This is a genomic window from Veillonella magna DSM 19857 (assembly GCF_000428745.1).
In the GTDB taxonomy this organism is placed as follows: Bacteria; Bacillota; Negativicutes; order Veillonellales; family Veillonellaceae; genus Veillonella_A; species Veillonella_A magna.
Genome location: NZ_AUAN01000003.1, coordinates 148,323 through 174,796, shown reverse-complemented (window position 1 = coordinate 174,796; position 26,474 = coordinate 148,323). Strand labels below are relative to the sequence as shown.

The following is a 26,474-nucleotide window of genomic DNA, read 5'->3' as shown; positions in this document are numbered from 1 at the left end:
ATAACCAATGTAGAAATAGATGTAATTCTTTCTCGGCAGTGCTAAGTTTATTAGTAAAAGCTATTTTACATGATTTGCAAAACCATCGCTGTGATCCTGACTTTAACACTCCATGTCTAATACATTTTTGACTGCAATTAGGACAAATCACTTGCTTCATATGTTATTCCTCCTTTTTTGTTTTTGTATAGGAAGATATAACCTTATTTAGGCCAGTATTTACAAGGGCCTATCGATATTTTTACACACACTTTTTGTCCAACCTTTATCTTCTCCCAAAAAAGATAAAACCGCTATAACCCCAGTACTTAACTGGTTTTATAGCGGTTTTCACCCACACTTTTTGTCCTATAACTCTCTTAATAAGATATCGACAAGCTTTGCACTCGATAAACTATCGACTTCAACACGAATGCCGATGTCAACAAAAAGAGAGACCTCATTGAGGTCTCTCTTTTCACATTTCCTAGTGCCCGAATTATTTCTGGCTGTTGATGGACAATACTTTTCTTGTAATTGGTTCTGCGTGTTTTTCGAAGAACTGAAGAGCAACTTCCGGGAACAAAGCGTAAGTCAATACGTCTTCGTCGCTGAAGCCTTCGAAACCGTGATCGGTCAATTCCTGACGGTATTTTTCCAATTCCGGTTTAATGAGGTCTGCCGGACGGCAAGTGATAGGTTCTTCGTCGCCGATGATTTTCTTGCGAATATCGTCGGAAATCGGTGCCGGTAAGCGACCATATTTACCGCGAACAAGATCTTTAACTTCGTTAGAGGTCATAGTATAACGTTCCATTCCGTTTGCCATGAAGTTTACGTTCATCATAGCCATAGTACCAACGATCTGGCTGGTCGGAGTTACCAACGGAGGATATCCGAGGTCAGCACGAACTTTCGGCATTTCGTTCATTACATCAAAGAACTTGTCAGCCATGCCCATTTCACGCAACTGGTTCTGCGTATTGGAGAGCATGCCGCCAGGAATCTGGTAATGACGAACTTCCGGCAATACTTCGTGAGCCGGTGTAATACCGAATTCTTCGGAGATTTCTTTACGAACGCCACGGAAGTATTCAGCTAATTCACGCATAGCGTTGAGGTCCAAACCGGTATCATATTCAGTACCGCGGAACATTTCAACGATGCTTTCCGTTGCCGGCTGAGAAGTAGCATGACCGAACGGACTCAATGCAGTATCGATGATATCAACACCGGATTCTACTGCTTTCATGTATGTAGCGCTGGCAAGACCGCAAGTGAAATGGCTGTGCAAGTCGATAATCATGTCATCGCCCAATGCTTTCTTAAGATCCTTAATCAAGGAAGCAGCATCGTACGGTGCGAGCAAACCGGACATATCCTTAATGCAGAGGGAGTCGATACCCATTTCTTTTAATTCTTTTGCTACATTAACGAACATTTCGTTCGTGTGTACCGGGCTGATAGTATACACCATGGTGCCCTGTACATGAACGCCACATTTGTTACCGGCTTCGATAGCGGCACGCATGTTCCAAGGATCGTTCAATGCGTCGAAAATACGGATGCGGTCGATACCGTTTTCTTTTGCTTTACGAACGAAAGCTTCTACTACGTCATCAGCGTAGTGTTTATAACCAAGAAGGTTCTGACCGCGCAACAACATCTGAAGCGGCGTGTTCTTGATGTGAGCTTTTAAGGTACGAAGACGCTGCCATGGATCTTCATCGAGGAAACGAAGGCAGCTATCAAATGTAGCACCGCCCCAGCATTCCAATGCATCGTAACCGATAGCATCCAATTTTTCCAATACAGGCACCATCTGGCTAGTACGCATACGAGTTGCCAAGACGGACTGATGACCGTCACGAAGGACGGTTTCCATGAGTTTCACTTTTTTCGCCATTATTAATCCTTCTCCTTCACATTTGAGATGAATCGAACACTGCCGACTCTGTAAAATCTTCCACATTTCACAGATGTTTGCGATTCAAATCATTATTCTACAGATTGCGTCTCACAAGTCACTATCTTAAAAATAAAGACAGGCTTGTTTACGCCACAACACTATTAGACTACTTATACATGCCTTTGTCAACACATTTTTTAATACGGAATAATCATCTATGAGCGCTGTTTTTCTTAATTTTAGACTATTTTAATTTTTTCGGCCCTGTTTCCAAAACTATATTTTTGCCTTCTTTTTTTACCTGGACATAAAAATTATTTATACCATCCTTATAATACTCCATTTTTATCTCTAACAGCATCTTGCCGATTTGCGTCTCGATTTTTTCTGTCAGGAACTCACGATAGAAAGCATCTTGTTTATTTTCAACAGCTTTTTTCTTGGCGATTTTCGCTTGTCTAAGCCCTTCGCCGCGAAGCATGGCATTCTCAAATGTTTCCTCTTCCGTAAAGCCTTTAAACATATCTGCGTCACTTAAATTCTTTTGAATTTTGATTTTAGCCATTTTATTTCCTCCTTACTTAGTCGCTTATGAAAAAGACCTGCTAAAGCAGGTCTTTTAGCCTATGCTAATTACGCAACTACAATCTTTAATCAGATTTTAATAATATTATAATTTTTACTAATTATTATTTTTTCTTATCCGATGAATCGCTTGCATCATCCTTCGACGAAGAAGTACCATAGGTACCGTCTTCCATATTTTTCTTAATTGAGGCAACGGTAATCGTGCTCAAAGTTTGCGGCGAATCAAAGGTATGAATCGTTTCAAAGCCTACCCCAAGGCGCCCCTTGCTAAGAGATAATACTTCGTCTTCTTTATTCACCTTGGCAATATAAATATCCTTATTCATATCAACACCGATAAGGCGATATCGTCCCGGCGGATTGATAACACGCCATCCACCCTCGGTGCCGTTGAACATAAAGACATCGCCGGTACGCACATTATCGTAGAAGAAGCGATCTTCATCATAAAAAACTGCAATGCGACCGATATTAGAAGCCTGCATATACACACGACGCGTGTCATAGTTGGCATCGGTACGGTAAATACGATATGCATTCTCCGCTACCTTAATTTTCATGTATACCACATTAGTTGCCGTGGAAAAAGCCGCTTCCGTGATACGGCTATCCGATGGTAAATCCTCCATTGTCGTATCCACTTCATGGTCCGGATTTTCCGGATCGATGCGCGCTAACACAACAGCATCCTTAGGTCCGCCGTATAATCCCATGATTGCCAAATCACGGTCAGGTAGCCACTCGAAGTAGCTTACCATTCGCCCCTTGAGATCAAGCTTGGTTGGTTCTTTCTTGCCGGATGTATAAATTTTAACCGCATCATTGGTAACCACGGCCATGTACTTATGCCCTTCCGAATAATATTTACGTCCTTCCGTAACATCAGGAAAATTGCCGTCCTTTTCCTGCGATGCATTGCTTACAGCAAAATCCGTAGTCGGTGCCAAGTATACTTGATCCAAATAATAGTACACACCGCCCTGTAATAGAAGGCCTACTACAAAGGCCGTGCAAATCTTGCCGAATGATTTCATAACGCCTCCTATTACTTAACAATGAACGCCGTCGGAATCATACGTTCACCCAATAAATCCGCTGGTTTATTGACTACTTTACCATTATAATACAATGTCGTACTGGAACCGCCATCTAAATTAGCGGCAATATAACAACCTTCGGCATAAAGAACATCCTGTACATCACGCAAGGTCGCTCCGGTAGAATATCCCGGTTGACGTCCATCAATAACTAAGAAGATAACCGTACCATCTTTTTTCTGACCGATGGCTGTACGCGGACCAATCCCCCAACCGCCATCACCTTCGGTAATCATCTTCTTACCATTCACAATCAATGGTGGTCCGAAAGTAATTCCTTCGGAAGCTTCCATATCTGCTAACTCCGTCTTATTATAATTACCGGCAATAAGGTTACCGCTCTTGGTAAAGCCTACGAAATCTACGTTTTCATCAGGGCCTACATCCTGACCAATAACATATTTGCCATCGCGCAAGATAAAGCCATACGGCAAGCGCCCTGTACCCGTACCATTCGGATCGTGGAACCCACCGCCGTTAATAGCCGCTACCGCATCATTATCCTTGGCGATATTACTGGTAGTTTCTCCTTTTTCTTGGATATTCTTCGCCGTAGCTACGTGAATACGACGGGGATCCGGAATTTCCAATAAATAGCCTACATAGCGACTGGATTCAATTTTACGTAGCTTTAATGTATTATCTTCTCTGGCCTTAAATTTAAACAAGTCCTGACTGCGCACGGTTCCTACCGAGCCTAATATGGCATTAAGCTCATCTTGGTCGAAAAGCCACGTAATATAATGCGGATGCCGCGACCGCATGATTGCCCCCACTACGGTGCGCTTAATATTATCAAACGGACCGAACAAAACAATGAACGGCGCTGATACCGCGGTAAAAATAAACATAACAAGGATAAACTTTACCCATGCTTTTCGAAAGAACGATTTCATAGTTATCTCCCATCCTCAATTATAAGTCTGTATACTGTTCTGTCGTAATGCGCTCTTCGAAATGCGCTAAATCAACGGCATTACCTATCCAAATACGATGTAATGTAAGTGGATTATCACCTTGATGTACCCATCCCGGATTCATCGTTACCGCCAATCGAATACCTGCTTCCTTGGCCGCCGTTTCTGCCTGAGCATCTACCCGTCCGTAAGGATAGCAAAACCATACATTATCAATGTCCAGTTTATCCTTAAGCGCTTGTTGTGCTTTAACAATATTATCTTTCTTTGCCTCCGCTGACAATTCATTCATTCGTACGTGATCATAGCCATGACTGGCAATAGTAACGCCGTCATCTTTCATTTCTTTAATCTGCTCCCACGTCAATCGCTGTCCTACATCACCGGGATTTACATACACAGTTGCGGCAAATCCATATTTCTTCAGCGCCGGATACACAACGGAATATGTATCTGCATACCCATCATCGAACGTCAGCACTACCGGTTTTACGGGCACTGCTTTACCGCTTGTTACATAGTCATATAACTGCTCCATTGTAATCGGATGGAATCCCTTGTCCTTTAAAAATTTCATTTGTGCTAAGAACAAATCCTCGCGAAGCACCGCATCATTATCCTTATCAGGTCCAATTTTGTGATACATCAATACCGGGATTCCTTTGGGTACTGCTGTCGCTACCTTCTCTTGCACCGGAGCCTTTGCCTCGGGCTTTGACTCTGTCGTCGGCGCCGCTCCAAAGCTACATCCGGCTATGATTACCACAAGACCTATGAGCAACGCGCAGAGAATATATATTTTTTTCATGATAACATGTAACCTCCTACGTATCCGCCATTTATTGTAAGTATCTTTCCATTCAATCATTAGGAACTTATTTTTGTTGCGATACAACGCCAAACTCCCTCAACTATATCTCTTTTTGCTTTTACGATATATTTTACCATTTTTTTAGTATTTTCGCAGTAAATTTCTCTATATTGACAAGCCTTTCTCCCACTCATATACTGAAAGTGTATATCATCTTGGCTATTAAGGGAGGGAATATAATGAAAAAAAATATAGCACTTGTACAATTCGCCGTCACTGTCGGTGACGTTGCGGCTAACTATACACGGGTCGAACAACTTCTTACCGAAGCAGTGGCCAGTCATCCCGATATTATCGTCTTGCCCGAAACTTGGAATACCGGTTTTGCGCCGACTCCGGCGCTCAAGGATATGGCTGATCCCGACGGCGAGCGTACCCGCCACTTTCTATCCGACTTTGCCGAAAAACATGCCGTGAATATCGTCGGCGGATCGGTAGCTACCGTAAAAAAAGGGTGTGTATATAATACTACATACGTCCTTGACCGACAGGGTTCGGTAATTTCCGAATATGACAAAATACATGGCTTCAGCCCGGCAAAAGAAGAAAAATTCTTTACTGGCGGTAATCACATTCATCATTTTATGCTGGATGATATTCCTTGCTCTAGCTGCATTTGTTACGATATTCGCTTTCCCGAATTAGTACGTACCGCCGCATTACAAGGAGTAGATCTTTTCTTTGTACCTGCACAATGGCCTACGATTCGCTTACGTCATTGGGAAATACTGAATATAGCCCGAGCAGTAGAAAATCAAATGTTCTTATGCGCCGTGAACGGTTGCGGTCAGTTGGGGAAGGTCACCTGCGCCGGTAACTCTCTTCTATTAGATCCATGGGGCGAAGAAATTCTTCACTTAGACGGTACCGAGCAGGTACGGACAGCTAGTATTGATTTATCTATATTAAAAGATATTCGTCAACGCATCAATGTATTTCATGATCGTAAACCCGGTCTATATCGTAGCGACTACTAAGCGTCTTTCCTTTCTGACTACATTTCACATACAACATATGCGTTGTATAATACTCTCCCCTATATCAAGAAAGAGAGATGATTTCATATCCGGAAATCATCTCTCTTTTTATTCTACATAATCCACCATCTCATTTAATATAAATAGCTCGCTGTTCATCAGGTCGATCAAGGAAAATTCTATCTTGTGCCACTCCATTGTTTTCTAAAAAAGCTATCCACTCTTTCATAAAACGATGACCGCCGATAACAATAAAACGTCCTTGTTCTACTAAAATACTGTCTTCCATTAGTTTTTTTACTGCTTGTTCAAAACTATATCTATTATTCTTATACATATAACGCACACGTTCATCGTGTACTTCCAGTTCGGTCAACTCTTCCAATGGTTCGGCTACATTTAACGAAAGAATAGGACCATCACCACCGGCTTCCAGTAGATCACGAATAAATGCATGCAAACTGGACAGACCAACGCCCATAGTCAAAGCTACAATAGGACCCTTCGGCGGAACACGAAGATGCGTAGCCGATGTCAAAATAAAAATCCCGTCACCTACTTGATACTCTCCTAGGGTCTTTTTAAATAAGGACGGCTCCGCAGCTATACGCGTAGAAAATACAATCGCATTATCACATTCTCTAGTAGAAATAGAAAACGTTCTCGTAAACGCAGGATCAAAATCGGCTTCCGTTATTCCGCCCAACAATGCGCACCGTGTTTCTTTATCAGCTTGCTTTATCTTTTGTGCCAGCTCCGGCGACAATCCCTCGTAGAGCGCCACGCGCATATGAGCACCACCGGTCCAATGCATGCCTTCTGGCACATATAGTGTATAAGTACGTAACGATGTTCCTTTCTTTTTACAGTCTTTGATATCTGCCAAATAAATAGCCACAAACGTCACTCCTTTCATTCTCACCAGAGAACTCCTTTTATACATATGTGTTGCGGCATCCGCATTACTCTTTCGTCCGTAGTTTTCGCACACTCTTCATCACAATGTACAGATGTCATTTTTATTATTCTTCACTCATATTTAAAATTCCTCTTTTTAGATGTAGATGCAACAAAAAATCCGTTGCGAACATCACATTGTATATCGCGATGTGATTACCGACAACGGATTTTCATTGTATATCCTATTACTTATAAGAAAAAAGAGCTTATCATACACTCCCGCTTTAGGCGAAAAAATTTATACATACTCTCGATTAATCGACGCGATTAATCGGTTGTCCCTTCGCGAAAGCCTTAATGTTCTCCCGCAACAAATCAATTAAACGCCGTCTCGTTTCTAAGCCGCGCCATCCCATATGCGGAGTAATAATAACAGAGTCCATCGTAAATAATGGACTGTTCTCGTCTAAGGGCTCTACTTCTTGTACGTCTAAACCGGCTCCGGCAATAACTCCTTCTTGTAAGGCTCTAATCAATGCTTCCTCATCAATAAGAGCACCTCGTGCGGTATTAATAATATATGCGGAAGATTTCATCTTATCTAATGCTGCTTTATTAATCATGTGCCGTGTTGTTTCATTCAATGGACAATTCAATGACAGAAAATCACTTTCTCGTAGCACGGTATCAAAATCTGTGAAGTGTACACCCTCACTATCTTCGCGAGGTGTTCTTGTTGAAACAATGACACGCATTCCCAATGCTTGAGCTACCTTACTCATTTCTTTTGCAATATTACCATAACCGATGAGTCCCAATGTCTTTCCGTTTAACTCTACATGTTTGACCATTAAATGCTTGTGGAAATTATCATGATTCCCCTCTGCCAACATACGTATCTGCTTTTGCATTTCACTGGCTAAATTCAGCATCATCATAATTCCCGTGTGAGCTACGCGTTCACTACTATATGTCGGAATATTACAGAGCATAATCCCTTTTTCTCGAACTGCATCAAGATCAATATTGTTGTATCCCGTACCTGCTTCACAAATCATCTTCACGCTATCCGGGAATTGACGAATAATCTTACCCGGCACCTTCATTTCTTTCGTCACTACTACAGTAGCACCTTGAACACGTTCCAAAATCAGATCTTCCGGTGTTTCATCATAAATAATAACCTCAGAAGCAATAGATGAATAATCTACATTACCATCATAATTTACCAAGCCTGCATTAAGTACTACGGTTTTATCATTCATAAGAGACTCCTTTTCGTACAACTATATGTGATACTTCAATGATAGCAACAAATCAACATCAACGCAATAATATAAAAAAGAGTACATCGTCATACTCACGATGTACTCTTACGCTTGGTGCGGTTGATGGGACTTGAACCCATACGAGCGTACGCTCACCACCCCCTCAAGATGGCGTGTCTGCCATTCCACCACAACCGCATATTCTTTTAATGGTGCCTCAGGACAGAATCGAACTGTCGACACACGGATTTTCAGTCCGTTGCTCTACCGACTGAGCTACCGAGGCATGAATAAAAAAATGGCGACCCCGATCAGATTTGAACTGACGATCTTCGCCGTGACAGGGCGACATGTTAACCGCTACACCACGGGGCCGCGTATCTGACGCTCACGTCAGGTACTTGTATAATATATCATGTTTACTTTTAAATTGCAAGTCTTTTTTTAAAAAATATCGCTTTACGTTAACACGTAAAGCGATATTTTAATTAGGGCTTAAGAAACTCTCTCTCGTATATGTTTATAGATGTTATTCAACTTCCAATATCATTATTCCAATATCATTATAAAGTTAAATGCTTGGTGCCAATGCTTGGTCTTCATCGGTAAGCTTACCTTGCAAATCCTTATCCGTCATAGCACATACTGCCGAATCAGACCATACATTTTCTGCCGTTTCAATCATATCAATAATAGTATAAATCGGCAAAATAACCCCCATAAGACCAATCGGCGCGCCAATAGACGACATCAAGGACAACGTCAAGAAGTAACATCCCATCGGTACGCCTGCGTTACCTACGGCTGCCAGTACGGCAATAAAGAGCCAGCCTATCATTTCACCTAACGATAATTCCATCCCTGCATTCTGCATCAAGAAAAGAGACGTTACCAAAATAAATGCCGCACAGCCATTCATATTAATAGTCGTACAAATCGGTAACACAAACCGAGATACTGCTGTATTGGCTTTTAAATTCTGTTCTGCCGAAGCCAACGTTACAGGCAAAGTACCTGCCGAGCTTTTAGTAAAGAGTGCCACCATAACAGCCGGTGACATTTTTTTGAATACTGTTATAGGATTCAACCCACGAGCAATTAGGAACAGCGGAATCACAATAAAGAACTGAATCAAGTTCCCACCGATAACAATGGCCGTATATTTACCAAGCGCGCCGACAATAACACCAGCTTCGATTTGTGCTGCCAACTGAGCCGCAAAAGCCAAAATGCCCACCGGCAAAATCCAAAGCAATGCACGAATTAATGTAAATAATACTTCCTGGAAGCCTAACAAAATTTTTAAGAAGGCATCACGATTTTCTGTTTTAGGCATAAAAGCTAATGCCAAACCTACAGCCGCCGCAATAAGCATTACCGACAATACATTGCCTGACAAGAATGGCTGCAGGAGATTATTAGGTATAATCGACAAGAAGTGATCATAATAGGTAATCTTACCCAACTTTTCAGGTACCTGAGCTACCCCGGCGCCGATAAGATCGGCAGAAATATTGCCCGGCTGAATCCATAAATAAAGCGCTAAACCTACAGCTGCCGCGCAAATTGTAGTAAGAAGCGTATAAGTAACCGCATGAGCAAAAATACGACCTGTGTTTTTATTCGACCCCAATGCTGCCAAAGTGGTGATAACCGCCAATGTAATTGTCGGAACCGCAATAAATTGGAACAGTCTAGTAAACACTGATGCCACAAAATTAAACAATTCGTTTAATCCCGGATTATTCATCCAACCCAGAATTCCCCCTATAATAAGGGCCGCAATCCATAGAAGCAATTGTTTCAGCTTGCCTTGTCCTCGGCTACTGTCCAATGCTTCCTTGGCCTTGCGATTGACTTGATTTTCATCATGTTCTGCCATAAAAATCCCTCCAAAGCTACGCTTTCTTAAACCCTATAATAATTATGGGAATAATTATATTCCTACTTGTAGACAATGTCAATTGACTTTCAGTACTTCACAACTTCACTTTTCATCAACATGATAAGCAAAAAGCAGCCAAGATGAAATCAAATCTCAACTGCCTTTACTTATACAATTTATGCAATACGGAGTATTTCCTCTATTTACATCAATCAAATTATAACTTATCTTAATTCCGCATGTATTACAAGCTATTTTGCTTCCTTAGGTACATCTGCCGGAACAGTAATTCCCAATTTCGTTAGCTGACTATTATTGATAGCTAATTTCATCATATCCTGCATCTGGATCGGCATATCCTGCGGCTTTTTCTTGCCATCCAAAATATCGGCTGCCATATGACCTGCCTGTACACCCAATTTATAGTAATCTACCGTATAGCCCATTAATCCGCCGCCAGATAATAAATTATCGTCCGCAATAAATACCGGAACTTTTGCTGCATCGGTAACTGCCGTCAAATTAGGCATAGCCGATGCCACCAAATTATCTGTTGGTACAAAAATAGCCTTTACGCCTTGATTAACAAGATTTTGTGCTACCTGTTGGATATCGTTGACACTGGTAATCGTACCCTCCGTCACATTCAACCCCTTCTTAGCCGCATATGCTTTGAAAGCCTCTATTTGAGCCTGCGAATTAACCTCACTAGACGCATAGACAACTCCGATTTCTTTTACACTCGGCATAACTTTCAAAATTAAATCAACTTGCTTTTCCAAAGGATTAAAGTTTGTTACTCCCGTAACATTAGTTCCCGGAGCCTTCATATCTTTAATCAAATCAGCCTTTTTATAATCAAAGATTGCTGCACCTACAATTGGTATATCTTTGGTTTTATTCGCCATAACCTGTGCAGCCGATGTAGCTACCGCAAAAACAAGCTTATCGTTATCCGCTACAAACCGATTGGCAATGCTTTCCATATTAGCATGGTCACCCTGTGCATTTTGACGATCAATAGTAATATTCTGACCTTCTTTATAGCCACGCTCTGCCAAACCATCTACAAAACCTTTTACCGAAGCATCCAACGCAGGATGTTCAACCGGCTGAATGACACCGATTCGAGGGGAATCAGAACCAGCACTCGATCCGGACGACCCACATCCGCCTACCATTACACCGGCCATGATCAACATCGCCACAGCTACTCCCATACTACGCTTAAACATACTAGAAACTCCTTTCTACCTGGCTCTTCACTGAGCCTCTACCATTCTACATATATCTTACTGGCACAATGCTTTTTCACAAGACAATTGTATGCCCGCTCGCAAGATGTATCCATTATACTCCTGAATGCTATTTATTTCAACTGCAGTCAACGTCGCTGTTATATTATATCCATTTATAAAAAGCAAAGAACCCGGCAACCTTTCGGTTACCGGGTTTCAAGGTCATCAGCTTATTCAGCAGTGAACGGCAATAAAGCAATTGCACGAGCACGTTTGATGGCTAAAGTCAATTTGCGCTGATGTTTAGCGCAAGTGCCGGAAATACGGCGCGGAAGAATTTTACCGCGTTCCGTAGTGAAACGGCGAAGCTTAGCAACGTCCTTGTAATCAATTTCTTCAACATGATCAACGCAGAAGTTGCAAACTTTTCTTCTTGGCTTTCTGCCTCTATCTCTTCTCATTGTGAATCCTCCTTTTCGAATTAGTAGGAGTCCTAAACATTAGAACGGAATGTTCTCCTCGTTGTTGCCGCTTCCGAAGCTATCAAAGTTAGAACCGCCTCCGAAGGAATCCGCTGCATGCTGTGCATCAAGCGATTGTCCTACAAAATTGGCAACAACTTCGGTTACGTAACGTTTTTGACCATCCTGCGTTTCATAAGAACGCGTCTGCAGACGGCCTTCTACGAAGCAACGACTACCTTTACGAAGGTTGCCGGCTGCCTCCCCGAGTTTTCCCCAAGCCACACAATTAATAAAAGCGGTCTGTTCTCTCATTTCATTGGTGGTGGAATCAACATATGTGTTCGTCGCAGCCACGGTAAACGTTGCTACGGCTCTACCAGTTTTGGTAAAGCGAACTTCCGGGTCACGAGCTAAATTACCTAAGATTTGTACAGAATTCATTCTTACCTCCCAGGGCTTTTGCTTATGCTTCGTGTTTAACAATCAGGTGTTTAAGGACTTCATCGTTGATTTTCAACACACGATCGATTTCTTTGATTTCAGCCGGAGCTGCTTCAAAGTTTACCAATACGTAGAAACCATCCGTGAATTTTTTCACCGGATAAGCAAGACGACGCTTGCCCCAACGATCTACCTTTTCTACTGTGCCGCCTACACGAGCAATCAAAGCCTCAATCTTTTCAATTACAGCGTTAGTTGCTTCTTCTTCGGCCGGTTTCACAATAACCATGACTTCGTATTTGTTCATACAAAATCACCTCCTCTTTCGGACTAATGCCCCTATCTTTCATAGGGGTAGGAAGTGCTTGCCATTAACAAGCTTTTTAATTATATAACAAACCTTTCCATCACGCAAGTAGCATTTGATTTTTTAATAAACCTCCATTTATATTTTGTATACATACAGAGAACATATATCCTTAGCAATCTAATTTATAGTATAATCAAAGTAAACATCTGTACTTAGTCCTTAACACAAGAAAGGAGCACCTCTATGGTCACGCAACAACAAAAACCAACTACCGGCGTACTCGCTTTTATCGAGCGCCTGGGCAATCGCGTTCCTGATATTACCATATTATTTATCGGAGCCTTTATTATTGTCTGCATCATCTCTGCCATACTCTCAACTATGACATTTGGCTACGTCAATCCGGCAACAGGCAAACAATTACAAATCATCAACATGCTTAGTCCGCAGTCACTCATCACGTTGATGAGCAAAATGGTAACCAACTATTCCGGATTCCCTCCGTTGGCCATGGTTATCGTAGCTACCCTAGGCGTAGGTATTGCCGAAGGATCCGGTTACTTAAATATTGCATTACGAAAGCTCCTCTCTATTACACCGCAAAAGGCCATTACACCGGTGGTTATCCTTGTAGGCATGCTTAGTCATCTCGGTCCGGATTCCGGGTATGTTATTATTATCCCTATTGCAGCTTACATGTTCTACGCTTCCGGAAAGCACCCGTTGGCTGGAATTGCAGCATCATTTGCCGGAATTGCCGGCGCCTTTGCCGCCAATTATACACCGTCAGCTATCGACCCTGTAATTCAAGGATTTACTCAAAGTGCGGCACAAATTATCGACCCTACGTATTTGGTCAATGTATTATGTAATTTTTATTACGCCTTTATAGCTACCTTCATCGTTATTCCCACCTGTTGGTTTATTACTGAGCGCATCGTTGAACCCTGGCTATGGAAAATGTATCCTCTTGATGAATCCTTGCAGGTAGAGCACAATGCGTCCACAGCCATCACCCCGCGTGAAAACAGGGCATTCTTTCTTGCCACCGGCTTTCTGGTGCTCATGGCTATCGGTCTCGTTTGGGGCCTTCTACCGGCGGATAGCCCGTGGCGTGCACCCGACGGTACCATCGCCAGTTTTAAAGCCCCCATTATGCAGTCTATCGTCGCATTAATTTTTCTCTTCACTGGTGGTATTGGTATCGTATACGGTATAGCTGCCGGCACCTTTAAAAGTACAAAAGATTTTACAAAATCCATGGAAGATATTACTCACACGTTAGTACAACTTATCGTATTCTATTTCTTTGCAGCACAATTTTTATATGCATTTAATGCTTCACAAATTGGTGCTTTACTTGCCATTTCCGGTGCCGAATTTCTGCAAGGCCTGGCTTTGCCGCCACAGCTCACTATCTTCGGGATTATCTTCTTCGTTGCCCTATTAAATCTGATCATCACCTCTGCATCGGCCAAATGGGCTATCTTGGCACCGATATTCGTACCAATGCTAATGGGTGTAGGCATTGCTCCCGAACTGACGCAAGTGGCCTTTCGTGTATCAGACTCGGCTGTTAACGTAGTAACTCCTATGTTTGCATTTTATCCACTCATCATTACGTATTGTCAAAAATATGTGAAGGAAAGTGGTATCGGTACCTTAAGCTCTATGATGCTTCCTTATACTATAGGGCTACTCATTTCACTGACTATAGTATTGTACTTGATGTGGGCCTTTGATATTCCCTTAGGCTTACAAGCATCATACATCTACCCTAGACCTTAACTTTTATTCTTACTATTGTTAATTTATATTATCATCCCTAACAAATAGCAGTATCTCCAGCATGTTAAGGCATTTAACACATTACGGAAACGTTTTATTTCTTTAACGATTACCACATCTTTTGATAAAACAACAAAAGCCGAAAGGAGTAAACCATGTCTATTAATCTCTATCCCGACGACAACATTTTGCAAGAAGATCTCGTAACGCGTTTCTTCCGTTACACTTCGGTAAGTTCCCAAAGCGATGCCTCCTCTACCATTGTTCCCAGCACACCGGGGCAACGCGAACTAGCCGAATTACTCAAGGAAGAGCTTACTTCTATGGGACTTCATAATCTACACCTTAGTGAATACGGAGTACTCACCGGCTATTTACCTAAAAATTGTAAGAGTTCTATACCGTCTATGGGATTTTGTGCCCATCTTGACACAGTCGATGTCGGTCTACGCCCATCCATTAGACCTCAACGGGTTACCTTCACAGGCGCCCCCATCTGTTTAAACAAAGAAGAACAAATCTATCTAGATCCGGCCGAGCACCCCGAACTTCTCCCCTATAAGGGACAGGAGATTCTCGTCACAGATGGGCTCAGTGTTCTTGGTGCCGACAACAAAGCCGCTATCTCTACAATAATGACGGCACTACAAGTGCTCCGTGATACGCCCTCCCTATTACATGGCGATATATACGTTGCCTTTGTGCCCGATGAAGAAATAGGTCTTGTAGGCGCCAAGCATATGGATTTTAATCGCTTCCCTGTACAATTTGCCTATACTATTGATTCTTGCGAAATCGGCGAGGTTGTATACCAAACCTTTAACGCGGGGCAAGGAACATTGACAATCGAAGGGGTCAGTGCACATCCTATGTCAGCCAAGGGCGTATTACTTAACCCTACCTTGATAGCCGTAGACTTTGCCAATTATTTCAATCGTTTGGAAACGCCGGAAAATACGGATGGCACCGATGGTTATATTTGGGTGCAAGCCATCAACTCCAACCAACGAACAGCCACGGTAAGCCTAAACATTCGCGATCATCACAAAGATCGTTACGAAGCAAAAAAAGCCTATATTCGAGAAGCAGTAAACTTTTTACAAAAGCGGTATCCGCGTGCCAAATTAACACTTACCATCGACGATGTTTATGGTAATATCGAAGATGCAATTACTTCGGACAACCATTATGCTATCGATTATGTATATCAAGCAATGGGTCGCCTGGGCATCACACCTAAAACTATCGCCATGCGCGGTGGTACGGATGGATCTTATATTTCTACCCAAGGTATACCTACGCCTAATTTCTTTACCGGCGCTCATAATTTCCATTCTCGTAATGAGTTTCTTCCGTTACCCTCTTTTGTGGCCTCCTGCAAAATGGCTCTTACACTTATTACTCTTACTGCCGAGCAAGGAAACGCCTAATACAAATTTAGCATTTCTATTAATAAAATAATTTTAGAAAAGAGTACTAACCACAATACGCTAGTCCCTCTTTCTAGATACTACTCAAAATTATTTCTAAACTGTTTAACTTTATAAAAAGACCCGTACATATTTTATACAGAAGTCTTGGCCTGTCCATGATTACTGGTAAAAATATATACGGGTCTATTCATTTAGTGATAATTTATTTTACTGTCCACGAAATCCATGCAACTTTGTCTTCCGTTACATTATGTACCTTACCGTCTTCCTTAACATACGGCTGCAAAGCATCCTTCATGGCTGCCTTCATAGCTTCCTTTGTTCCCCACTCTTCACTATATAACCGAAGCATAAAATACTCAATAGCCGCCTCCATATCGAATGCTTCTTCTTCCGGTGTTGTAATATAGTCTACATTTACGTCTTTTCCCACCTGATGCGCCACCGAAATGCAGCCATCTACTTGAGACTGCCAATCAAACGTATCCTGTGTGCCATAAAAATGCTGGGTCAACGCTTCTACTATAGTATCATGACGATCCGCAAAGACAACTAACAAGCATTTATCTTTAGATGTTTGAGACATAGCCGCTACATTTGCCTTATCAAACATAACTGGACAAAAGAAGCTATACGTCAAATCAAATTTACGATTCCACTCCAATGACTGCCTTGTTTCTTCCGACCACGGCCCAACAAAAAGCTTTAGCGCCGTGCCTTCTCGCTTGGCTAGTTCTTGTCCTCCTTTGATCATACCATCAGACAAATCAATACCATGCGCTTCATAACCTTTCTTTGCCAAGCCCAACGCATAATCACCTACACCACAGCCAATGTCCAATGTAGCCGCTCCCTCTTTAGGTAACAGCCCCTTCTTTTCTAAATAATTCAAAAAATAAACTACCTGTGCTTTTCGGTCATCACGTTCATGGAGTTCTACAAAAAAATCAGAACGATCGTTCCAAGCCTTTTGTTCTTCACGCCATGCATCTAAAGATACATTTACTGTATTTACAACGGTTTCCATACAACCTTCCTTTCTAATTTATATCCTTTTATTTTATTTGAGATTTATTCTTATATTTATATTTTTCTATATAAGAGTACTCCTATTTTTATAATTGCGCAAGGGATTTCCTCAATTTAGTTATATCGTTTTTTTATATCGCAGTTTTATTTTTCAATAACTTTTATAAATTCGACCGTATTTATCACCCCCTTAATGAAAATATATGTTACAATACAGGTGTTATCACATTTATATATACTATTGTAACGTTAGCGAGGGAACCTTTTTATGAATTCATTCTGTCGTTCATTATGTCTGACAACTGTACTTAGTCTAGCCCTGGCTGCCGGGGGATTTTCCGTTCCTGTACAAGCAGCCTTTCCTTGGGCCTCCGATGTTTCGACTGCTACCGGCGAAACCCCAGCTTGGCAAACAGCCTATCACCAAGATTTAACTAATGATAGTATCGCCACAAAGGTCCTTCCCGAACTGGATCGCAACACCCCGACGGGAATGGTCCTAACACAATTAGCCAAAAGCAATACTATCCTTATCGGCCATAGTCCCACTACCGATTATCGTTTGACTATACCCGAACCTCCATACCGTGTAGACGTGCGCGGTAATCATGCATCCAAAATATTACTAACTACTGAACCGGATCATGTATGGGCTCTGGAAGCTACGCCTACTACTGCTGCAGAAAAAGCCGCTATCCGCACAGGCTCTCCTATGGTAAAAGGAATTCCGTACCGAGTCCTTACCGATACCACCTTAACTGACATTTTAAAGGAAGGCTATGATTATCCGGAACGCATACGCGGAGGCTTATTACCGAAGGATAATGCGATTGCCCCTTACTGGGATGCCATGCCTTACAATGAAGATAATTACTCTTTCTATGCCTACACAGGTAATTTTATTCTTCGCGACAATATCAACTTTCATTATACCGTTGGCACTATAACACCGCAAAAAAATGATGCTGCATCCAATGTAAAGGATTGGGCTACTATCCTTCTTCCATCAATGCGTACTTCTTCTGAAGCGCTGCGCACTGCACAGCCTATCACCAGTGATGATACTACATTTTATATCCCAAAAGGGTTTAAACTGGATACTAAAAAATCAACAACATCGGATAAATCACGCAACCCATCTATTCGCGTATATCGACACAACGATACGGTAATCACCTTAACCGAAAATGTTAGCTATCTTCAGCTACCTACAATAAAAAAATTAGGAGCTAACAAAAAATTCCTTAGCTTTATCGCCAATGATTTAGGTACTGCCCAAGAATTATCAATGGTAACCAACTCCTCTTTTATCTATAACAATGGTATACCTGCTTTTTACTTTGAAGGAGTCCGTAGCCAAAACGATGCTTCTGTGAACTACATGACTGTCCTTTATATAGATGGCCAACGAGCCTATCGCTTGATGGCGCTATACGATCCGCAGACAGCACCTGCCGATTTACAGCATCTAAAGGATATTATCCAAACTATTGATACAGATAAAGCTGATCGAGCCTTACTCGGTGTAGACATCAATACGATGCTATCCAATCGCGGGCTTCCTCCGCAAAAATAACACATGGTAAAAGCTAACAAAATAGCGTCAAGACATGAATGCTTGGCGCTATTTTATTAATTTAGCCGCAAGAAAATTTATATTGACAAATCTTTTATTCGTGAATATAATTATTAAAGACGTGCCGGTATAGCTCAGTTGGTAGAGCGGCTCATTCGTAATGAGTAGGTCGTAGGTTCGAGTCCTATTATCGGCTCCAATAAATGAGAAGAATCCAAGTTTTATATAAAACTTGGATTCTTCTTTTTATTAGTGCACAAATCAAAAAAATATTGCACCCTATAATATTCTTTTGTATAATAAAACAAGTAATTATTTCAATCCTTTCTTATATCATATACACATCCGATGATATGGATAAAATAATTACTATCTTCCAAAGCACCTGTGTCTTATCCAACACACATTCATCCCCACAGCACAGGTGCTTTCCTTCATAAAACGGGACTGTAACAACTAATTGCTACAGTCCCGTTTTTTATTTTAAATTAAAATGCACCGGTTCTTTTACCAAAATGACGCGAGTCACCATTCTGCTTCCAACCGACACGATCTCCGATAGACATAACACGGCGAGTCAAGCAATCCTTGCACTTATCTGCATTATCATCTACACAAGGCTTATTATCATACAATAAATATTTTGCTCTATGTTCCGGAATTGTAATAATCGGCATCAAAATATTGGCGCCTGCCGCCAAACCTTTTTCACGCCCTAACGGATCCAGAGCTTGCAGTGCCGTTGTTGCAGCAATGTTAACATCCTTTAAGAAAAGTCGTGTTAACGCAATCATCTTAAGGCCCAGTTGAATACGACGTAATTTACCTTCTTCACTATCGATACCCATAGCCAGCGCCTGCTGTCCCAACGGCGTATCATGATGTACTACGTAGGGTCCCATACCGATCATATCAATATCCATATCTCGATAGAAGAGAATATCATTGACCAAATCCTCTTCTGTCTGCCCCGGTAATCCAATCATAACACCCGTCCCCACCTGGAAACCAACTCGCCGCAAAGCCTTCAAACACGCAATGCGCGTATCAAAGGAGTGCATCGCATCCTTAGGATGGATTGTTTCATACAAATTACGATTCGTCGTTTCTATACGCAATAAATACCGGCTGGCACCGGCATCTACCATACGACGATAGGCTTCTTCAGACTGTTCACCTACACACATGGTAATTCCTAACGATCCGTCACCAATTCGTTTGATATCTCGAATGAGCTCCACTACATAATCAACGAACGCATCATCGGTACGTTCTCCGGATTGCAAAGTAATAGATCCATATTCGTGATCATAAGCCCACTGCGCCATACGAATAATGTCATCCCGCTTCATGTCAAAACGTTCTGTCTTATCATTTTCACGGCGAATCCCGCAGTATTTGCAATTTTTGATACAACGGTTAGAGAATTCAATGAGTCCCCTATAGTATGCTACTGTATCCACGTTACGCGCTTTAACTTCATAGGCCTTTTTATAAATCGCATCTAAATCGGCCTGGTCAGTACAATTCATAAGGAAGCGTAATTCCTCCACCGTGAGCATATCCGCCCCGGCTAAATCTTTGCGCAATATTTCTGAAACTGTCATAGTTACCTCATCATACATGTTACACTTTTTTGTGCTGTCGACGATACGTAATAAGGCTCGACTCATTTGATTTTATACCAGCCAAAACAAAATCATCCAGCACCTCCGGAAGATCGCTGGGTTGTGCTACACGTTTTTCCAATACGTATCGCGCCAATCGCCCACGCATCTGCTTAGACGATGTGCTCAGCTGCTTCCAAACTCCATTCTTTTCCTCTAAAAATTCTACCGTTACCATACGCGGGTGGTTCACTAACTTGGCATACTCTTTTGATGCTAAATTTAAAATCCAATCTTCATTGGCAAAGTAGCTCGTTACGGAAGGACACCACCAATCATACAGTGTCTCCTTGCGATCTTTCAGCACACCGTCTACCAAATCTAATCGATAGTCCTTAACAGGACTTTCCGGAGTAAGTACACCATACAGCGCCGACAAAACAATCAGCACGTCTTTTCCGTACGTTTTAGATTCTTCATCCAATGTTTCCCAACTTAAATTTTTAAAAGCCAATCCATTATAGCTTTCGGCAGCACACCCCGTGGGAGCCTCATCATAATGAGTAAAAAATTCCTGTACTCCAATCGCTTTTTCCTGAGTAAGCTTCAAGGCCTTTCCTATGGCCTCTAAGGACAAACTCTGCATATGCTTTACAATGCGTTCCGTCATAGCCGCATCAAACAATGGAGCCGTTGGTATCCCTTTTATTTTTTTAGTCTTACTAGGAGAGACGATGACCTTCATTGCTTTTTCCTTGTCCCTCATTATCGGACGGTTCTTCTAATTCCGGGTTCCATAACATCAGCGGCACCGCTACTACGTGAGATGCCTTATTTTCATGACATAGACTAATTATTTCATTCAGATAATCAGAACCCTTGCGCATGATATCACAGAGAATAACAACGTGACGATTTTTTACATCTGCACCTTCGTACACCATTTCCTGACTATTATATACCACTCGGCCTATTTCCAAACGATCATTCATAAAATCATCAATACGCTCAAAACTAAGATGCTTTAACAACGTGCTGATTGGCGTAACCGGTGGCACATGCGTAGCCAATCCTTCCGGCGGTACCTGAATATACACGGTTTTGCAACGCTTATCCGTACGGTACTGAAGCAATGCTTTTTCTACCGCACCGAAGAATAAAAATAACTGCCACGGATCATAGTTGCCTGCTTCAAACATTTCAATAACCGAACCGTCATCACTGAAAGCCAACTGTGCTAACAATTCTTCTGCCACTTCATTAACCACTTCTTCATAATCGGATACTTTTTTATCTGTGTGTTTTTCATTTTCTTTTTCTGCCATTATATCCTCCTCATATTACCCTCACCGGAGTTACGTTTTATCATTATAGCACGACAAGCCATATTTGTGATATATCTAACATCACATATCCATAAGACTTCTGCCTAGGCTACACACAGCAAATAAATATTCATCACTGTCACGATAATCCCGATACTCCACAGCATGATGCTCGTCGACTTTCTGTTCTTATATACTCCCATTACGGAAGAAGAACCTGTCAGATAAAGCTGTAAAAAAATTGTAATCGGTAACTGCAAACTCAAAAACATTTGCGATACTAGCAGCGCCTTAAACGAGTCCTGTATAAACATAATAAGAACCAATGCCGGAACGTAAGTTAATGCTAGACCTACGCGACTGTGCAAATCTTTCATATCATAGGACTCGCCAAACATACCGGCAAAAATGCTGGCACCGGCCATCCCCGCCGTAGCTGATGATGCAAAACCGGCAAAGAGCAAAGCTATCGCAAAAATAACACCCGCCGATGGACCAATAAGTGGTACTAACAATTCCTGCGCCTGTTCCAATTCCGTAACTTCAATGCCCTCAACAAAAAAGGTAGCCGCCGCCAACAAAATCATAGCCGAATTAATTGCCCAACCAATTCCCATAGAAAAAATGGTGTCCATAAACTCATAGCGCAACTGCTTTCGCATAATAGCCGGATCCTGCTTGTTGAACTGCCGACTCTGAATAATCTCCGAATGTAAAAACAAGTTATGCGGCATAATTACGGCCCCCAGTATGCTGAGTACTACCAGCATCGATTCATTCGGTAATGTCGGAGACACCCACGAGCATCCCGCCAAAGGCCAATCAATATGCACCATAGAAAGCTCTGCCAAGTAAGCCAGCGCAATGAGCGATACAAAACCGGCAATAATTTTTTCTAATTTACTATAAGAGTTCGTGACCAGCATGCCTGTACAAACCAAGGCCGTCAGTATCGATCCCCACAAAAGGGGAATATGAAACAGCATTTTTAACGCTATGGCCGCGCCGATAAATTCTGCTAAAGCCGTCGCTGCGGCCGCAATACCGGCTGTACTAAGCAATATGCGAGATAACCATCGCGGTAAAAACTGGTATGTACACTCTGACAAGCATCGCCCCGTAACAATGCCTAGGTGTGCCACATTATGTTGTAACAAGATCAACATAATCGTCGACAATGTAACCACCCAAAGTAAATTATATCCAAAGCTGGCACCGGCAGCTAAATTAGCGGCCCAGTTACCGGGATCAATAAAACCTACCGTCACGATAATTCCCGGCCCAATATAGCGGAACACCTCTGATACCTGCATATTCTTCTGATGCATGGTCGTCAACTGTTCCTTCAATTTTTTTATCATCTATAACTACCTCCCCACCACAGCTACTATGGCTGTATTACGTTTTCATTCGAAGGGGTATTACCGGAATCATTGGAATGCTTCGTTTCCTTCTTAACATCCTGTGCGGCTTCTTCAGCCGGTGTAGATGTAACAGCTTCACCGGCAGATACGACTACACCTCTTTGAATAGGCTGTAATTCATCCGGTGCCGATTTTCCAGGTCCACCGATAGTAAACTCTAACAAAGCCCTCGCATCATTTTTACTGTGACGGCCGGCCCCGTTTGCATATCGGATACGCACCTCACCGCCAACCTTTACGCGGTTCGTATCGATATGAAAGTTATCCATCTTATGTGCGATTTCTTCATCGGACAATACCCGCCTGTTTTCTCGTTTTTCTAATTCTACTTCATAATCCATCAAATCATCGCGATATTCCTTATATAGACGAATAGCAAGTTGCTTGTCACTATCATTCATTACTTCGCGCTTTTCTACAACCTCTGCTATTAACGGCGTCAATTCATAACGAGTATAGGACTGTGTTCCCAGTACCAACCCACGAGTGTCCGTAATAGCGCCATGCTTAACTAACGTTACCAACGCTTTATATGCCCAATCATTAGGACGTACTTCTTGCATACCATGACTTGCGGCTCCGGCTGATGCCGACACACTTACACAAACCAATGTTGTCATCATTACTTGTTTCCAGTTCATATACCCTCCGTCTGTACCAAGCAGCAAATAACCGTCAACCATCGTACGGCATCTCCGCTTCTACATATTACTTACGACTATTCGGGATACGACCTTCGATGGCCGTACAGCCCTATTATACCATGTTTTCTACAAAAGCCTAGACAGGCCTATACATGGTAAGTATAGGCTAGATAAATGAAAATAAAATAAAATACTTTTTTATCCTTTGCATAATGCTATAATAAACATAACAGTTATTTGATTCTAATAGAAAGGAAGCGATGTGCGGTTCTGCCGTACATACAGTATAAGCTTATGATTAACAAGGAACGTATTACCACACACTTTAATGTCATCAGGACTGTCAGCGTTATCCCCGGTATTCCAGGTATCAATCGTCTGGCATTTACCGATCCAGACTGGCAAGCCCGCGCATTTTTAATTGCTCGCTTAGAGTCCTTAGGCATGAAAGTTCGCGAGGACTCCTTCGGCAATGTTATTGCTCGTTTAGAAGGCAAAAATCCTAATGCTCCGGCTATTATGGTTGGCTCCCACACCGATAGTGTCCCCATGGGCGGTCACTATGACGGGCTGTCGGGCATCGTAGCTGCCATCGAAGCCTTGCAAAGCATTCAAGAAGATGGTATTGAATTGGATTGTCCAATCGAAATTGTCCTCTTCATGTGCGAAGAATCTAGCCGTTTCGGAGTGGCCACATTAGGCAGCCAAGCTATGCGCGGCGAATTAACGCCGGAATTTTTAAAGGAGCGTACCGATAAAGACGGTAACACCTTATACGATGTACTAAAATCCCGTGGTCTTTCACCGGATTTAGTAGGCAGTGATCCTTACACATCCCCTTTAAAGGCATTCTTCGAATTACACATCGAACAGGGTAGTGTTCTGGAAGAAGCCGGCTGCCCTCTAGGTATCGTTACCGGCATTTCCGCTCCGACTCGATACAAAGTAAGTATTCACGGCACGGCCAACCACAGCGGTGCCACCCCGATGCCTCTTCGCCGGGATGGCTTATGCGCAGCTGCTGAAATCATTTTAGATGTAGAAGCTACAGCCAAGGCAACCAATCATCCTGCGGTAGTTGCTACCGTCGGAGTTATTGATGCAGTACCCGGCGTAATGAATGTTATCCCCGGCGAAGTTACCTTAGGCATAGATATCCGCAGTATTTCCGCTGAAGCTAAAAAGCAAGTTGTGGATCATATCTTAGACAATATCCAACGCGTAGCTCAAAAACGAGATATCGTCATCGATACTTACGAAATGTCTAAACAAACACCGCTTCCTATTGCCCCGGAAATGCTGACATTCATGGAAAAAGTAGCGGTCGACAACGGTTATCCATATATGTTACTCCCCAGTGGTGCCGGTCATGATGCCATGAACTGGGGTGACTACACCAAGGTTGGTATGGTATTCATTCCTTGTAAAAACGGTATTAGCCACAATCCGGCCGAACACATTGATCTTGACGACATCGTACTTGGTGCACGCTACTTAGAAAGCCTTTTAAAAGCTGCCTCCAGCGATAGTTTTCAATGGTAAATAAAATACATTTGAAATAAATTTACAACCTATTAAGAGATAAATATTTCCGCCAACCGATGAGACGACAATAAAAAAGAGACCTCCTTGCCATAATGCAAAGAGGTCTCTTTTCTACATTCATACTCGGACTAACTATTTTCACAGCCACGACGAAAACATAATCACACAAGGTAATGTTACTACAGACAATACGGTAGTCGCAACTACCAGCTGAGTCGCATAATCCGCATGACTGTGGAGAATTGCCGCGATAAGTGCTGTCGTAACTCCACTGGGAACAGCCGCCGAAATAATAAGTACTTGGCTTACCAACGATCCTACCGGTTCTATCCACAAACTATAGCCTACAATGGTAAGCCACATGAGAAATGGACCCATAATAAGTCGTCCCGCACTCCCCCAAAGCACGGGGCCACTCCAAAAATTAAAAGGCGTCCGCGATAATTGCACCCCCAAGGTAAAAAGGGCAATCATTACCAACGCATTACTGATATTAGAAATAATAGGCCAAATCGGCGTGTTCTTAATCGGCACACCACCTACATTGAGAACTAACGCCAAAGCAATAGAATAAATGATCGGCATCTTAAATACAATAGCCAATGCATCGCGTGCGCTCATTTTACCCGAACCGGCAAAATAAAAACCAAAGCTATTAGTTACAATATTTTGAAAAGCAAACACTACAATTTGAATGCCGATTGCCGCTTGTAACCAAATCGCTTCACCACCTTGCAAAAAAGGTTCATTAGAGTAAATAAAAACGATTAACGGAACTCCGATATTTCCGCAGTTATTGAACAAAATCGCATTACGCATAATACCTGCTCGCGCCGTATCCATACGTGATGCGCGTTCTAGCAACCAACTTCCCAACCAAGTCACCGCAAAGCCAATAACAGTCAACCAAATAACTTGGCTGCTTTCCGGCGTAAATACATATGTGTAAGTGTTGGTAAACAAAAAGGCCGGCGATACAACGTAAAAATTAATTTTACTCAAAGTATCCAAGTCCATAGAAAATTTACGATCCATAGCAAAACCAATTGCTACCATCGCCAAAATAGGAACTATTGTTGTAAGGAAGATATGCGTTATCAAATTGTCACGCCCCTTTATAGAAAATTCGCATGGTCCAATCGCTATGCGTTACGCTCGTATAATGCTATCATATATACAATAGTCTGTTATGGTCTTATTATAGGCGGTTTTTCCCGATAATGCACTAACCTTTCTACCATAACAAGCAAATCAAAGGA

The 26,474-nt window shown here is 42.2% G+C and carries 25 protein-coding genes and 4 tRNA genes; 6 read left to right on the top strand and 23 right to left on the bottom strand.

Going from position 1 to position 26,474, the window contains the following annotated elements; all coding sequences use genetic code 11:
* The 6 genes from G344_RS12085 to G344_RS0100795 form a co-directional block, all read right to left on the bottom strand.
* A partial coding sequence (locus G344_RS12085; protein WP_420864492.1) for a transposase-like zinc-binding domain-containing protein occupies window positions 1-160 on the bottom strand: 160 nt, incomplete at its 3' end.
* Window positions 161-478: 318 nt separating this feature from the next.
* Window positions 479-1,885 carry a pyruvate carboxylase subunit B gene (locus G344_RS10385; protein WP_051245627.1) on the bottom strand — a complete coding sequence of 469 codons (1,407 nt, stop codon included), beginning with the start codon at window positions 1,883-1,885 and terminating at the stop codon, window positions 479-481.
* A gap of 247 nt (window positions 1,886-2,132) precedes the next feature.
* Window positions 2,133-2,453, bottom strand: coding sequence for a hypothetical protein (locus tag G344_RS0100810; RefSeq protein WP_028254526.1), 321 nt, complete (start codon window positions 2,451-2,453; stop codon window positions 2,133-2,135).
* A gap of 124 nt (window positions 2,454-2,577) precedes the next feature.
* The gene (locus G344_RS0100805) at window positions 2,578-3,510 is read right to left on the bottom strand and encodes a hypothetical protein (protein WP_028254525.1); all 933 of its coding nucleotides are present in this window, start codon (window positions 3,508-3,510) and stop codon (window positions 2,578-2,580) included.
* Window positions 3,511-3,521: 11 nt separating this feature from the next.
* A complete protein-coding gene (locus G344_RS0100800) occupies window positions 3,522-4,469 on the bottom strand; it encodes a phosphodiester glycosidase family protein (protein WP_028254524.1) in 948 nt (315 codons plus the stop codon).
* 19 nt (window positions 4,470-4,488) lie between these two features.
* Window positions 4,489-5,298 (bottom strand): polysaccharide deacetylase family protein, encoded by an 810-nt coding sequence (locus G344_RS0100795; RefSeq protein WP_028254523.1) that lies wholly within the window; start codon window positions 5,296-5,298, stop codon window positions 4,489-4,491.
* 242 nt (window positions 5,299-5,540) lie between these two features.
* On the opposite strand from G344_RS0100795, the gene G344_RS0100790 reads away from it, so the two are divergent.
* The gene (locus G344_RS0100790; protein WP_028254522.1) at window positions 5,541-6,338 is read left to right on the top strand and encodes a carbon-nitrogen family hydrolase; all 798 of its coding nucleotides are present in this window, start codon (window positions 5,541-5,543) and stop codon (window positions 6,336-6,338) included.
* A gap of 130 nt (window positions 6,339-6,468) precedes the next feature.
* Here the strand turns inward: G344_RS0100790 and G344_RS0100785 are convergent, their stop codons facing one another.
* The 10 genes from G344_RS0100785 to rpsF form a co-directional block, all read right to left on the bottom strand.
* Window positions 6,469-7,260, bottom strand: coding sequence for a ferredoxin reductase domain-containing protein (locus G344_RS0100785; protein WP_156886121.1), 792 nt, complete (start codon window positions 7,258-7,260; stop codon window positions 6,469-6,471).
* A gap of 292 nt (window positions 7,261-7,552) precedes the next feature.
* Window positions 7,553-8,503, bottom strand: coding sequence for a 2-hydroxyacid dehydrogenase (locus G344_RS0100780; protein WP_028254520.1), 951 nt, complete (start codon window positions 8,501-8,503; stop codon window positions 7,553-7,555).
* A 115-nt stretch (window positions 8,504-8,618) separates the two neighbouring features.
* Window positions 8,619-8,704, bottom strand: a tRNA-Leu gene (locus G344_RS0100775).
* Between the two features lie 12 nt (window positions 8,705-8,716).
* Window positions 8,717-8,792: transfer RNA gene (locus G344_RS0100770), tRNA-Phe, on the bottom strand.
* Between the two features lie 13 nt (window positions 8,793-8,805).
* Window positions 8,806-8,881, bottom strand: a tRNA-Asp gene (locus G344_RS0100765).
* A 196-nt stretch (window positions 8,882-9,077) separates the two neighbouring features.
* Window positions 9,078-10,388: a dicarboxylate/amino acid:cation symporter gene (locus G344_RS0100760; RefSeq protein WP_028254519.1), complete on the bottom strand. Its 1,311-nt coding sequence runs from the start codon at window positions 10,386-10,388 to the stop codon at window positions 9,078-9,080.
* Between the two features lie 254 nt (window positions 10,389-10,642).
* Entirely contained in the window at window positions 10,643-11,626 is a 984-nt protein-coding gene (locus tag G344_RS0100755; RefSeq protein WP_028254518.1) for an ABC transporter substrate-binding protein, read from the bottom strand.
* Window positions 11,627-11,859: 233 nt separating this feature from the next.
* Complete coding sequence (gene rpsR, locus G344_RS0100750; RefSeq protein WP_028254517.1) at window positions 11,860-12,090, bottom strand: 30S ribosomal protein S18; 231 nt, start codon at window positions 12,088-12,090, stop codon at window positions 11,860-11,862.
* Between the two features lie 39 nt (window positions 12,091-12,129).
* Complete coding sequence (locus tag G344_RS0100745) at window positions 12,130-12,534, bottom strand: single-stranded DNA-binding protein (RefSeq protein ID WP_028254516.1); 405 nt, start codon at window positions 12,532-12,534, stop codon at window positions 12,130-12,132.
* Window positions 12,535-12,556: 22 nt separating this feature from the next.
* Window positions 12,557-12,841 (bottom strand): 30S ribosomal protein S6, encoded by a 285-nt coding sequence (gene rpsF, locus G344_RS0100740; RefSeq protein WP_028254515.1) that lies wholly within the window; start codon window positions 12,839-12,841, stop codon window positions 12,557-12,559.
* A 246-nt stretch (window positions 12,842-13,087) separates the two neighbouring features.
* Here rpsF and G344_RS0100735 point away from each other — a divergent pair, with 246 nt between their 5' ends.
* Window positions 13,088-14,632, top strand: a complete 1,545-nt coding sequence (locus tag G344_RS0100735) for an AbgT family transporter (RefSeq protein WP_028254514.1) — start codon at window positions 13,088-13,090, stop codon at window positions 14,630-14,632.
* Window positions 14,633-14,787: 155 nt separating this feature from the next.
* Entirely contained in the window at window positions 14,788-16,062 is a 1,275-nt protein-coding gene (pepT, locus tag G344_RS0100730; RefSeq protein WP_038154606.1) for a peptidase T, read from the top strand.
* A gap of 205 nt (window positions 16,063-16,267) precedes the next feature.
* Here pepT and G344_RS0100725 read toward each other — a convergent pair whose 3' ends face one another.
* Window positions 16,268-17,092 carry a class I SAM-dependent methyltransferase gene (locus G344_RS0100725; protein ID WP_028254512.1) on the bottom strand — a complete coding sequence of 275 codons (825 nt, stop codon included), beginning with the start codon at window positions 17,090-17,092 and terminating at the stop codon, window positions 16,268-16,270.
* 270 nt (window positions 17,093-17,362) lie between these two features.
* Here G344_RS0100725 and G344_RS0100720 point away from each other — a divergent pair, with 270 nt between their 5' ends.
* Together G344_RS0100720 and G344_RS0100715 are read left to right on the top strand one after the other, a co-directional pair.
* Window positions 17,363-18,670: a hypothetical protein gene (locus tag G344_RS0100720; RefSeq protein ID WP_028254511.1), complete on the top strand. Its 1,308-nt coding sequence runs from the start codon at window positions 17,363-17,365 to the stop codon at window positions 18,668-18,670.
* Window positions 18,671-18,793: 123 nt separating this feature from the next.
* Window positions 18,794-18,869 (top strand) — tRNA-Thr (locus G344_RS0100715).
* A 289-nt stretch (window positions 18,870-19,158) separates the two neighbouring features.
* Here G344_RS0100715 and hydE read toward each other — a convergent pair.
* The 5 genes from hydE to G344_RS10375 form a co-directional block, all read right to left on the bottom strand.
* Window positions 19,159-20,277 (bottom strand): [FeFe] hydrogenase H-cluster radical SAM maturase HydE, encoded by a 1,119-nt coding sequence (hydE, locus tag G344_RS0100710; RefSeq protein ID WP_028254510.1) that lies wholly within the window; start codon window positions 20,275-20,277, stop codon window positions 19,159-19,161.
* Between the two features lie 19 nt (window positions 20,278-20,296).
* Complete coding sequence (locus tag G344_RS0100705) at window positions 20,297-21,043, bottom strand: YaaA family protein (RefSeq protein ID WP_083963028.1); 747 nt, start codon at window positions 21,041-21,043, stop codon at window positions 20,297-20,299.
* The gene (locus G344_RS10380; protein ID WP_051245625.1) at window positions 21,000-21,602 is read right to left on the bottom strand and encodes a hypothetical protein; all 603 of its coding nucleotides are present in this window, start codon (window positions 21,600-21,602) and stop codon (window positions 21,000-21,002) included. Before G344_RS10380 ends, G344_RS0100705 begins: the two co-directional genes overlap by 44 nt.
* A 104-nt stretch (window positions 21,603-21,706) precedes the next feature.
* Window positions 21,707-22,963: an Nramp family divalent metal transporter gene (locus G344_RS0100695; RefSeq protein ID WP_028254508.1), complete on the bottom strand. Its 1,257-nt coding sequence runs from the start codon at window positions 22,961-22,963 to the stop codon at window positions 21,707-21,709.
* A gap of 26 nt (window positions 22,964-22,989) precedes the next feature.
* Complete coding sequence (locus tag G344_RS10375; RefSeq protein ID WP_156886120.1) at window positions 22,990-23,667, bottom strand: hypothetical protein; 678 nt, start codon at window positions 23,665-23,667, stop codon at window positions 22,990-22,992.
* 297 nt (window positions 23,668-23,964) lie between these two features.
* Between G344_RS10375 and G344_RS0100685 the strand changes: the two genes are divergently transcribed.
* Window positions 23,965-25,212, top strand: coding sequence for a M20 family metallo-hydrolase (locus tag G344_RS0100685; RefSeq protein ID WP_028254507.1), 1,248 nt, complete (start codon window positions 23,965-23,967; stop codon window positions 25,210-25,212).
* A 141-nt stretch (window positions 25,213-25,353) separates the two neighbouring features.
* Here G344_RS0100685 and G344_RS0100680 read toward each other — a convergent pair whose 3' ends face one another.
* Complete coding sequence (locus G344_RS0100680; protein WP_038154604.1) at window positions 25,354-26,316, bottom strand: AEC family transporter; 963 nt, start codon at window positions 26,314-26,316, stop codon at window positions 25,354-25,356.
* Window positions 26,317-26,474 lie beyond the last annotated feature (158 nt).

Coding starts and splice junctions, on each gene's coding strand:
- G344_RS10385 (WP_051245627.1), bottom strand. CDS start 1,885: ATGGCGAAAAAAGTGAAACTCATGGAAACCGTCCTTCGTGACGGTCAT.
- G344_RS0100810 (WP_028254526.1), bottom strand. CDS start 2,453: ATGGCTAAAATCAAAATTCAAAAGAATTTAAGTGACGCAGATATGTTT.
- G344_RS0100805 (WP_028254525.1), bottom strand. CDS start 3,510: ATGAAATCATTCGGCAAGATTTGCACGGCCTTTGTAGTAGGCCTTCTA.
- G344_RS0100800 (WP_028254524.1), bottom strand. CDS start 4,469: ATGAAATCGTTCTTTCGAAAAGCATGGGTAAAGTTTATCCTTGTTATG.
- G344_RS0100795 (WP_028254523.1), bottom strand. CDS start 5,298: ATGAAAAAAATATATATTCTCTGCGCGTTGCTCATAGGTCTTGTGGTA.
- G344_RS0100790 (WP_028254522.1), top strand. CDS start 5,541: ATGAAAAAAAATATAGCACTTGTACAATTCGCCGTCACTGTCGGTGAC.
- G344_RS0100780 (WP_028254520.1), bottom strand. CDS start 8,503: ATGAATGATAAAACCGTAGTACTTAATGCAGGCTTGGTAAATTATGAT.
- G344_RS0100760 (WP_028254519.1), bottom strand. CDS start 10,388: ATGGCAGAACATGATGAAAATCAAGTCAATCGCAAGGCCAAGGAAGCA.
- G344_RS0100755 (WP_028254518.1), bottom strand. CDS start 11,626: ATGTTTAAGCGTAGTATGGGAGTAGCTGTGGCGATGTTGATCATGGCC.
- rpsR (WP_028254517.1), bottom strand. CDS start 12,090: ATGAGAAGAGATAGAGGCAGAAAGCCAAGAAGAAAAGTTTGCAACTTC.
- G344_RS0100745 (WP_028254516.1), bottom strand. CDS start 12,534: ATGAATTCTGTACAAATCTTAGGTAATTTAGCTCGTGACCCGGAAGTT.
- rpsF (WP_028254515.1), bottom strand. CDS start 12,841: ATGAACAAATACGAAGTCATGGTTATTGTGAAACCGGCCGAAGAAGAA.
- G344_RS0100735 (WP_028254514.1), top strand. CDS start 13,088: ATGGTCACGCAACAACAAAAACCAACTACCGGCGTACTCGCTTTTATC.
- pepT (WP_038154606.1), top strand. CDS start 14,788: ATGTCTATTAATCTCTATCCCGACGACAACATTTTGCAAGAAGATCTC.
- G344_RS0100725 (WP_028254512.1), bottom strand. CDS start 17,092: ATGGAAACCGTTGTAAATACAGTAAATGTATCTTTAGATGCATGGCGT.
- G344_RS0100720 (WP_028254511.1), top strand. CDS start 17,363: ATGAATTCATTCTGTCGTTCATTATGTCTGACAACTGTACTTAGTCTA.
- hydE (WP_028254510.1), bottom strand. CDS start 20,277: ATGACAGTTTCAGAAATATTGCGCAAAGATTTAGCCGGGGCGGATATG.
- G344_RS0100705 (WP_083963028.1), bottom strand. CDS start 21,043: ATGAGGGACAAGGAAAAAGCAATGAAGGTCATCGTCTCTCCTAGTAAG.
- G344_RS10380 (WP_051245625.1), bottom strand. CDS start 21,602: ATGGCAGAAAAAGAAAATGAAAAACACACAGATAAAAAAGTATCCGAT.
- G344_RS0100695 (WP_028254508.1), bottom strand. CDS start 22,963: ATGATAAAAAAATTGAAGGAACAGTTGACGACCATGCATCAGAAGAAT.
- G344_RS10375 (WP_156886120.1), bottom strand. CDS start 23,667: ATGAACTGGAAACAAGTAATGATGACAACATTGGTTTGTGTAAGTGTG.
- G344_RS0100685 (WP_028254507.1), top strand. CDS start 23,965: ATGATTAACAAGGAACGTATTACCACACACTTTAATGTCATCAGGACT.